The following is a 10,900-nucleotide window of genomic DNA, read 5'->3' on the forward strand; positions in this document are numbered from 1 at the left end:
AAGTTTTCCAATACAAAGTTGTGGTATTCCATAATTTCTTTAAGCTTTTTAGCAAAGTTTTCTGCATCAACCAAGTCACCTAACCTTAGACCTCGACGAGAAACTTTATCTTCATACGCTGGGCCGATTCCGCGACCAGTCGTACCGATCTTATCAGCACCTTTCGCTATCTCTCGCGCTTGATCAAGCGCAACGTGATAAGGCAAAATTAATGGGCAAGCCAAACTCAGCTTTAAGCGCTCCTTAACCGGCACACCTTTTTCTTCAAGTTCAGTCATTTCCTTGATAAGAGCATCAGGAGCAAGCACGACGCCATTACCAATCAGACAAGTAACGTTATCACGTAGAATTCCGGAAGGAATCAAATGTAATACTGTCTTTTCCCCGTCAATTACCAGTGTATGACCGGCATTATGGCCACCCTGGAATCGCGCTACCGTCGCAACCTGATCTGTTAATAAGTCAACGATTTTACCTTTGCCTTCGTCACCCCATTGGGTGCCCAAAATGACAACATTCTTACCCATAACTTCTCTTCTCATAGAAAAAGCACAATGCTTTTATTGCTAATTGCCAGCTAAACAAGATACTGACAAGCCTTTAAACTGAATGGACCGCTATCTTAGCCGCCCGAAATAACACTAGCCAACAGGCTCAAGAGCCCATTGTTGATCTTTTAATACCAGCTGTTTGCTACAAGAATACCCTTTCGCAGTATCTGCAGCATTTAACGCTTGAACTACCTGATAGGACTTACGTAGCGCTGCTACCTCACTATGCAATTTTTTATCATCAGACAGAGGTGCAAAGACTCTTTCCTTTTCAGGCGTTTCTGCAGCCAAGCTAGAGACTTTCAAAATAGCTTTTAGATCTGCGCTAAAGCCGGTAGCAGGACGCGAACGTTCGTCCCGACCATGATCAAAACCTTTACCGATATCATCGTAGCGGCCACCTTTCGCTAAGGCATATCCATAACCCAAGCTGAACGCTGAAAACAAAATACCAGTATGATAGCTGTATCCACGTAACTCACAAAAATCGATCCCGATTTCAACACCATCAAAACGAAGCTGAATTTGATCAATAATTCTCTGCAGCTCAGCAATAGCGGAAACAATACCTTCGTTAGCGCTTAGCTTTAAACGCTCAACACTTTGACGAATTTTTTCTAGAGACTCAACACCACCACTTAGGTTGGCAATATCTCTAATAAGTAAAATTATCTCTTTATTTGCATCATCTGCTTGAGCTAAAGCGTCCAATTCAGGTATAGATTTTCGACTAAGTGCATCAAACACTTTAATTTCAGTACTTTCATCAAAGCTTGCAGATTCTAACAGCCCTCGGTAAATTCCGACATGCGCCAGATCAATATGTATACGACCTACCTGAGCGGCATTTAGCGTATCTAGCATCAAAGAAATTACTTCAAGGTCTGCCGCCTGGCTTTTCTCACCGAATAATTCACAGCCAATTTGCATCGGACAGCGGTTAGTAAGCATGTGTGCAGGTCTAGTATGTAGCACGGTGTCTGCATAGCATAGTCGGCTAATACCGTTAGTTTTAAGCATATGCGAGTCAATTCTTGCTACCTGAGGCGTTATATCAGAGCGTACCCCCATCAAACGGCCTGTGAGCTGATCGGTCACCTTAAACGTCTGTAAATCTAACTCGTTTCCAGTCCCCGTCAGCAATGACTCTAAATACTCTATAAGCGGCGGTGATACCAGCTCGTAACCATAGGAAGCATAAATATCGAGCATCGAGCGGCGCATCTGCTCTACTTTCCACGCTTCTGGTGGCAGCAGTTCATCAACCCCATCTGGCAGTAACCAGCGTTCAGACACACTCATACAAATTCTCTCTTATGGACAGTCTTATCAAACAACATTATTTCAGCAAAATAAGGGCTGAAATTGGCCTTCAAATTCTAGAAGACCCAAAAGCACGCAATTTTACAGTTTTATTGCGCACAAAAAAACCAATGTTTGCAAAAAGCATAAAAAAACGCGAATAGAACTTATCTATTCGCGTTTTGATAGAGCGAAATTAACTTAGATTACTTCGCGTCAGGCTTCTTCATATACTTAAAGAAGTCGCTATCTGGCTTAAGCAGCAAGACATCATCTTTACCAGAGAATGTATCTGTATAAGCTTTCAAACTACGCGTAAAAGAATAGAACTCTGGGTCCTTATTGAAGGCTTCAGCATAGGTGTTTGCAGCAATCGCATCACCTTCACCACGTATTTCTTCCGACTTACGATAAGCATCAGCTTCCAGTACAATCTTTTGACGATCGGCGTTTGCCTTAATACCTTCTGCTAGCTCCTTACCCTGCGAACGAGTTTCTCTTGCTTCCCGCTCACGCTCAGTCGCCATACGACGGTATACGTTTTTACTCAAATCTTCAGGCAGGTCAATTCCTTTCACACGCACGTCGACCACTTGAATACCAAACTCACTAACCGTTTGCTCATTTAGCTTCTTGGTAATGATACTCATCAACTGATCACGCTCACCCGATACCACCTCAGTTAAGCTGCGAGATGCAAATTCGTCTCGTAAGCCTTTGTTGGTTGAGTTCGCCAACAAGGTCGTGGCTTGCCAACGATTACCCGCTGTTGCCTTGTAATAAGCTTTAACATCGACAATCTTCCACTTAATGAAAGAGTCAACGATTACAAATTTCTTACCCACGGTAAGAAAACGTGCTGGCTGTGCATCTAAGGTTAGAAGACGCGCATCAAACAAACGAACATTCTGAAAGAAAGGCATCTTGAAGTGCACACCTGGCTGAATGTTTGTTTCAACGATTTCACCAAACTGAAGCTTGATACCCACTTCTCGCTCATCTACTACATAAATCGATGCAGATAGAACAACGACAACAACCAGTAATGAAATCAAAGATAATAATGAAGACTTAGACATTTATCTGCTCTCCCTGGATGTACGGTTGTTTCTTGAACGAAGCTCCTCAATAACTTGGTCTGCAATATCTGACACAGACTGATCTACGCTATCATCATTTGATAGACTAACAGAGCGGTTAGACATTAGCTTATCCAAAGGCAAATACATCATATTGTTGCCGCCTTCTACATCCACCAAGACTTTACTGCTATTGCTGTATACCGATGAGATTGCGTCAAGATATAAACGGTCTCTGGTAACTTCTGGCGCTTTTTTATATTCAACAAGTAACTTCTTAAAACGATCAGCCTCACCTTGTGCCTGAGAGATAACCTGCTCTTTATATGCGTTCGCTTCTTCTAACATTCGCTGAGACTTACCACGCGCTTCGGGAACAACGGTATTGGCATAAGCCTCTGCTTCGTTTACATAACGCTCTTTATCCAGATTAGCCTTTTGAACATCATCAAAAGCTGACTGAACAGCAGCAGGTGCACGCGCTTCTTTAACGTTAACAATACTAACGTTAACACCCGTGTCGTAGGAATCCATAAAGCTTTGCAGACGCGTTCGCGCATTTTCTGCAAGCACAGCACGACCAGCCGTTAGAATTGGGTTCAAATCTGTACTACCCACTTCATGCCGTAACGCTGATTCAGCAGCATGTTGTAAACTACGCTCTGGATCTTCAACACGTAAAGCAAATGCTACTGGGTCCGATACCGTATACTGAACGTTAAGCTCAACCTGAACCACATTCTCATCCTGAGTCAGCATTTCTTGCTTCAACTCGGCATTTCGAACATTAGTTACGTTTACAGGAATGACCTTCTCGACAACAGGAATCACAAAGCGTAAGCCTGGGTCCAAGGTTCGGTTGTACTTACCTAATTGAAGGACAACGCCTCTTTCCTGCTCATCAATGGTATAAAATGACTTGAAGCCTAAAAAGATAACCAGCGCAATCAATGCCAAAATAAATACACCACCAGCACCCTGGCTTGAACCGCCAGAAGAGCCACCAGTTTTTTTCGGGCCTGAACCAAATAAGCCATTAAGCTTATCCATCAGTTGTTTTAAAGCTTCGTCGAGATCTGGTGGCCCTTGATTATTGCCGCCTTTATTCCCTCGATTATTAGAACCCCAAGGGTCGTTATCATTACGATTACCACCCGGCTCATTCCAGGCCATAGAAGACTCCGTTACATTTTTTAGATTAGTTTCATGAAAGATTCTAACGAATCAAAGTATTGTGACTTAATTGCCCACAAGTGTGGTTAATGAGGGCAAAGTCTTAGTTTACAAGAGGCACATAGTATTGTGCTTGGAGACGGACAGCAAGCGGTTTTTATGGTGGGCGTTTATCAGACATAAAAATGGGGAAGCTTATGCTTCCCCATTAAGGATTTAGATCTAACTATTAAATAAGAAACCTAGTGAAGGAAAGAGATAAAACGTTCTTCAATCACCCCATCTGCGCGTGTTACAGCGACTTTTAATGTACCGAAGCTAGTAGCAGGGTCATCATCTGCCTCTACTATAATCATGTTAGTAAACGGAATCGGATTACCGTCAGAATCTACTGGACACTGATTAGGAATTACAATATTTTGGCCCGTTACAATCTCACCATCCTCAACACTTACTGCTACAGTAGTGCCATTTGCAGGCATTAGCCCTTTACCATCAGTAATTGTAACTAGAACTCCTGCGGCGCCCGCTGAAGCATCCAGAACCCCACCACCTAAGTTATCAGAAATTACGACATCATCTTCAGACATACAGATCGTAGCTACACGTCTTACATCGACTAGCGACTCACAATGATACGGAGAATTAGGGTCATCAGGATCCGAAGGTTCTTCAGCTGCCTCAGTACAACTTGCCCCCTGATAAAATCCCGGATTAGTCTTAGTGTCGTATACCTGATTATTGTTAAAATCTGAGTAGAACTCATTATCATCACGCACACCATTATAGTTAACATCGATATAAGCTTCGTCCAGTTCGACATCTATGACTTCACCTAAATCATATTGACCATTCAAGTTCGCATCAATAAATGACTCCTCTCCAGTCGTACGTGCCATAATATGCACTAAACCGTTATCGGGACGCGGATTCGAACTTGTCCAATCAACTGAACAAAAGCCACTATCTAATTCACAGGAACCCACTATCTGACCACCGGTTGTCACAAAAGAAACCTGAGTACCATCTCTAGCCTCATTATTAAAGCGGTCACCTGCGCGCACAGTCATTCGAGAAGTTGTTCCAGAAATATCCCAACCACGAGGGTTAAAGGTCTCTACAGATAAAGTAAAGCTGTCTTGGTCAGGAAGTCCACCCAGAACGGCAATTGAATCAGATGTCGTAGTTGTCGTTGCAGTTGAACCATCCTCATACTCAACAGTTACCGTTGCAATGATTGCCACACTAATGTTAACGCCACCAGCAGTAAGCTGTACTGAAGTATTACCCTCTTCATCCGTTACCGAAGAATAAGTCGATAAGCCATTAGGGAAAGTAATCCCCCCCACATTCGTTGACAGAGAATATTCAATTGTTTCACCTGCCATCGGCTCGCCCGTCGCATCGTTCAAACTGAAGGTAACGGTTGTAACCTCTGGGTGAGCACTTGAGCCACTGCCTTTCAACGCGATGGTTGAAGGATCAGCCGATACAAAAGCTAATTCACCTAGTATTTGCTCTGCTACGTTAATATTTGCTGTAGCTGAGGTCCCATCACTTAGTGTAGCGGTAATGACATCAGGCCCTTCACAGGTATTCGCAGTATACGTTGCAACCGCGGTACCTGTCGTTGTATTAACCGAAGATGAAATATCCGACTTGCCTTGCTGCACACAATTTGAAGTAAAGCTAACCGACACGGAACTAGAGGTAAATAGAGTATTACCGTTGGTATCAACAATATTGACCGACACAACCGTGTCGCCACCATAGGTTAGATCAACACCGTCAGTTAGCGTTGTCATTTCACCCGATACAAAAGAATCGCCAGAACTTCTACCCAAACCTAAACTAGAGATATCAATTGTTACGGATGCAGTTGAGGTATTACCTTCATCATCAGTTGTCGTTGCTGTTATCGTATCCGAACCAGTACAAGATGTGGCAGTATAATTTACGGTCGCCACACCTGCAGAACTTAACGCTGATTCACCAATTGTCGCCAATCCTTGTGTCGCACAAGCTGAACTAAAGCTCACTGAGGTTGGCGTTGCTAATAATTCATTATCCCTACCTGCATTAACTACATTGACAGATATCGTCGTACTAGCACCGTAAGAAAGCACCTCACCGTCAGCCAAACCGGTTACCATTGCACCAGCATCAAAACTATTACCTGAACCAGAACCTAACCTCTCGTCCACGTCAGCAGTCGGTGATGTATCCGTCCCGGAATCGGTTTCAGTAGTTTCAGTACCACTTGAATCATCTGGGTTACCATTACCCACACCAAAACCGTCACTTCCGCTACATGCACTTAGCAAAAGCGCCATGCTCAGCGATGAAACCACTGATTTATTAAGAAACATATCTTATCCTCAATTTGGCAATGCCTAAAATATCAATATCTTACGATGAATTCCTAGAAAAGAAGTTCGCTATCTATAAAACATAGCACAGCTTTTTATTTTTAACAGAAGTACTTACATAACTTAGTGTAAGTTTTTTTGAGAAATGTAATTTTCTGACTTGATGCACATTTGGTTGTACGCTTTCAGTCAAATGCGTGACATTTTAGTGCCTTTTATCGGGCTGGATAGCTTGTGATTACAAGTTAGTGATATCTAAATCAGATTCATTAACTTCAGCTTGGCGAAGCAGTCTTTCGTAATCGAGGCGCTGTAAGCGAATTTCTAGAACTAGCCCGCCTTCTTCATCATAGCTTTCATCCTGCACGACCGATGCAGCATAAAACAAGGCTCTTAGTTTTCCGCCTTTAGAAGGGTCAAGCTTAATTTTCTGATGAACTATTTCATCACCAAGAATTTCAATAATCGCTTGATTAAGCAGATCTACACCAGCGCCCGTATAAGCAGACACCCATACTCGCTGCGGCACACCGTCTTCATCTCTATCTATTCTCGGCTCACGACCGTCTAATAGATCTAGCTTATTATAAACCTTTAAAGTCGGAACCTTATCCGCACCAATCTCCTTAAGAACATGCTCCACCTGCTCAATATTATCCATGCGACCTTCATCATGACAATCAATGACATGCAAAAGAAGCGTAGCGTTGCAGGTTTCTTCAAGCGTTGCCCGGAAGGCATCTACCAATTTATGCGGGAGATGTCTAATAAAACCAACGGTATCAACCAAAATAGCGTTGCCGATATCCGGCAGGTTCAACTTTCTTAAAGTCGGGTCCAAGGTTGCAAACAGCTGGTCGGCAGCATAAACATCCGCTTCAGTGACTCGATTGAATAAAGTAGATTTACCAGCATTGGTATAACCAACCAAGGATACTGTTGGTATTTCTGCACGGGTGCGTGCTCTACGACCTTGGTCACGCTGTTTACGAACTTTCTCCAGACGTGAGGTAATAGTCTTGATACGACCGCGAAGTAAACGTCTATCACTTTCTAACTGAGTCTCACCCGGCCCTCGTAAACCGATACCACCCTTTTGACGCTCCAAGTGGGTCCAGCCGCGAATCAATCTCGTCGACATATATTCTAACTGAGCAAGTTCGACCTGCAGCTTACCTTCGTGAGTTCTCGCCCGCTGAGCAAAGATATCCAAAATGATACCTGTACGGTCGATAATTCTACACTCCAGGGCCGCTTCAAGATTTCGCTGCTGACTTGGTGACAAAGCATGATTAAACAGCACAACATCTGCCTCACCATGCTCTAACTCGAACTGTATTTCTTCCAGCTTACCCTTACCAACAAAGTGCCGGGCATCCGGCTTATCTCTAGAGCCAGTAATGACTGCTAGCGTTTCAACCCCAGCAGAAGACACTAACTCCTTGAATTCATCAGGGTCTTCACGTTCTTTTTCAGAGTTAAAATCAATATGAACCAGTATAGCCAGCTCACCGGAGTCGGGACGGTCAAACACGTTTAATTACTACTCCGGCGGGCAAAAAAGCTAAGCGACGATAAAAGTCTGATAGTGGGGATAGAGTCAAGATAGACTATGACTCTTGTTCTTCAGGTGTTGCAACGCGAACATTACGTGCAGGTACAACCGTTGAAATAGCGTGCTTATACACCATTTGGCTAACAGTGTTTTTAAGTAAAATGACAAACTGGTCAAATGACTCAATCTGGCCTTGTAGCTTAATGCCGTTAACAAGAAATATTGAAACAGGAATTCGCTCTTTACGAAGTGCATTCAAATATGGATCTTGAAGAGAGTGACCCTTAGACATTTTATTATCTCCTAGTATTTTTTTAATAAATCTATTTTATTCCATTTAACGTATTTTTTTCATTTTTTATGTGAGATGCGTCTTAATATTTAGCATTTTCAATTATTTCTCGCGCTTTAGCCAGCACTTTTACATCATTCGTCTCTAATTGGTGCAAATTTGGCCAAGACCTCAACCAAGTTAGCTGCCTTTTAGCGAGTTGTCGAGTTGCAATAACCCCCCTTTCTCGCATTTCATCTTTCGTTAACTTGCCATCTAGGTAATCCCAAACCTGCCTATAGCCAACACAACGCATTGAAGGCATATCTGCTGTCACCTCTCCAGAGTGGTAAAACCCTTCAACCTCTTCGATAAAACCACTCTTCAACATAATATCAAAGCGTAGAGCAATACGTTGATGCAGCTCGGAACGATCACTCGGTGCAATTGAGAGGTTAATGAATTCATAGGGGGCTGGCGGAATTGCGCCACTCTCTGATTGACTTTGCTGATCCTGCCAAAACTGAGTCAGCGTCTTTCCTGTTACCCGAAAAACCTCCAAAGCTCTTTGAAGACGCTGGGAATCAGTTGGTTTTAGGCGCGCGGCAGATTCGGGATCGACTAGCGCCAGCTGCTCATGAACATAAGGCCAGCCATGCTTTTCAGCATCAAGAGATATCGCTGCGCGAACCTTGTCATCAGCACAAGGCAAGGATGCGATACCATTCTGCAAAACTTTGTAGTACATCATCGTACCGCCCACCAATAAAGGTGTGCGTCCACGACTTGTTATTTCCTGCATCTCTCTTAGCGCATCATCATAAAACCGAGCTACCGAATAACTGTCTTTAGCAGCAATAATATCAATCAGTCGGTGTGGAGCGCGCGCCAACAATTCTTTTTCGGGTTTTGCCGTACCGATATCCATGCCTCGATATATCAAGGCAGAGTCCACACTGATAATGTCGCAAGCTAAGGTTTCATGAAGAGAGACTGCCAGGTCTGTCTTACCCGCCGCTGTCGGCCCCATTAGACAAATTGCACTAGGCAAGCTCATTGATAAAGCCTTAAAGAAGGTATTCGCAACATCTTAACGCCCCCGCAGAAATAACTTATCCAGCTCACCCATAGACAGTGCGGTCCAGGTTGGGCGGCCATGGTTACACTGACCACTGCGCTCAGTTTCTTCCATATCTCTCAGCAAAGCGTTCATCTCCGGTATCGTCAACGATCGATTGGCCCTTACCGAACCATGACAAGCCATAGTCGACATCAACTCATTCGCTTTTGCCTCTAGCTGGTCGGAGTATCCGTGCGTAATCATATCACTCAACAAGTCTCTTACTAGCTGATCAACATTCACCTGCTGAAGTATCACTGGCACCTGACGAATAACGATACTTTCCGGACCAGACCGTTCTAGGCCCAAACCAAATTTCTGTAAGTCCCCGGCACATTCTTCAGCAACAGAAGCCTCTCGTTGACTTAGAGAGATATTCATCGGCACAAGCAGGGGCTGAGCCTTGATTCCATCACTATAAAAATCATTTTTCATTCGCTCATAAGTAATCCGCTCATGAGCTGCGTGCATATCTACAACAATCAAACCACTACTATTCTGAGCGAGAATATAAATCCCATGAAGCTGAGCAATAGCAAAACCTAATGGGTGTTCACGCCCATCAACAGCTTCTTGCTGCTGACCAAGGTTCTGATCAGGGTGAAGGGCTTTATATTGAGATAGAACCTCCGAAACACCCTGGCCAGATGTTTGCAACATTGATGGCGAAGCACTTCCCACACCTTGGCCAGCGCCAGTCACCGCACTACTAACTCCCTGGACTCCCAAAGACATTGCTGACTGAGAACCATAACTCGGCGTAAAAGCACTAGCCTGAGCTTGAAGCGAAGTACTTGCCTGAATATTTGACAAGTCGCGATTCGGTGCCGAACCATCTTCAGGAGCGGCCAATTCTTCTGGTCGAATATCCGCAAGCGCCTTATGAAGACTTCTGAATATAAAATCGTGAACTAAGCGCCCATCCCTAAAACGAACCTCATGCTTGGTCGGATGAACATTGACATCAACCAGCGCAGGATCAAGCTCTAGATACAAAACAAAGGCAGGGTGACGCCCATGATATAAGACATCACGATAAGCCTGCTTTACAGCATGACTCACCAAACGATCCCTGATAACACGACCATTAACGTAAAAGTACTGCAAGTCAGCCTGACTTCTTGAGAAGGTTGGTTTAGCTACCCAGCCCCATAACTTAAGCCCCGTTGCCTCTACATCAATATCAACGGCATTTTCCATAAAGGGCTTGCCACATAAGGCAGCGATACGCAGCTGTTTTTCCTTGATCGTCGGCGCTGGGCGTAAACTATGCACAACCTTCTGATTGTGAACCAACTCAAAACTAACTTCAAAGCGGCTCAGCGCTTGGCGTTTTAGGACTTCTTCTAAATGATTAAATTCAGTCTTTTCTGTTCTCAAAAATTTTCTTCGAGCAGGTGTATTGAAAAACAAGTCCCTAACATCAACACTTGTCCCTCGATTATGAGCAACAGGACTTAAGCGGGCCTCCATGTCTCGC

General features: G+C 43.9%; 9 protein-coding genes. All 9 read right to left on the reverse strand.

Annotation, left to right across the window (positions count from 1 at the left end; genetic code table 11):
- A partial coding sequence (locus tag A3735_RS18830) for an adenylosuccinate synthetase (protein ID WP_197485939.1) occupies positions 1-527 on the reverse strand: 527 nt, incomplete at its 3' end.
- Between the two features lie 114 nt (positions 528-641).
- Positions 642-1,853, reverse strand: coding sequence for an ATP phosphoribosyltransferase regulatory subunit (locus A3735_RS18835; RefSeq protein ID WP_068513439.1), 1,212 nt, complete (start codon positions 1,851-1,853; stop codon positions 642-644).
- Between the two features lie 206 nt (positions 1,854-2,059).
- Positions 2,060-2,932: a protease modulator HflC gene (gene hflC / locus A3735_RS18840; RefSeq protein WP_068513442.1), complete on the reverse strand. Its 873-nt coding sequence runs from the start codon at positions 2,930-2,932 to the stop codon at positions 2,060-2,062.
- Positions 2,933-4,105 carry an FtsH protease activity modulator HflK gene (gene hflK, locus A3735_RS18845; RefSeq protein WP_068633366.1) on the reverse strand — a complete coding sequence of 391 codons (1,173 nt, stop codon included), beginning with the start codon at positions 4,103-4,105 and terminating at the stop codon, positions 2,933-2,935. It abuts the gene before it with no gap.
- Between the two features lie 242 nt (positions 4,106-4,347).
- Positions 4,348-6,474, reverse strand: a complete 2,127-nt coding sequence (locus tag A3735_RS18850) for a hypothetical protein (protein WP_068514975.1) — start codon at positions 6,472-6,474, stop codon at positions 4,348-4,350.
- Positions 6,475-6,712: 238 nt separating this feature from the next.
- Positions 6,713-8,008 (reverse strand): ribosome rescue GTPase HflX, encoded by a 1,296-nt coding sequence (gene hflX, locus A3735_RS18855; RefSeq protein WP_068514973.1) that lies wholly within the window; start codon positions 8,006-8,008, stop codon positions 6,713-6,715.
- Between the two features lie 76 nt (positions 8,009-8,084).
- Positions 8,085-8,321, reverse strand: a complete 237-nt coding sequence (gene hfq / locus A3735_RS18860; protein ID WP_068514970.1) for an RNA chaperone Hfq — start codon at positions 8,319-8,321, stop codon at positions 8,085-8,087.
- Between the two features lie 82 nt (positions 8,322-8,403).
- On the reverse strand, positions 8,404-9,357 hold the full coding sequence (miaA, locus tag A3735_RS18865; protein WP_068514967.1) for a tRNA (adenosine(37)-N6)-dimethylallyltransferase MiaA: 954 nt from the start codon (positions 9,355-9,357) through the stop codon (positions 8,404-8,406).
- A 33-nt stretch (positions 9,358-9,390) separates the two neighbouring features.
- Positions 9,391-10,900, reverse strand: a 1,510-nt coding sequence (gene mutL / locus A3735_RS18870) for a DNA mismatch repair endonuclease MutL (protein ID WP_082885931.1), incomplete at its 5' end; no start/stop codon positions are given.

This window comes from Oleiphilus sp. HI0061 (assembly GCF_001635675.1).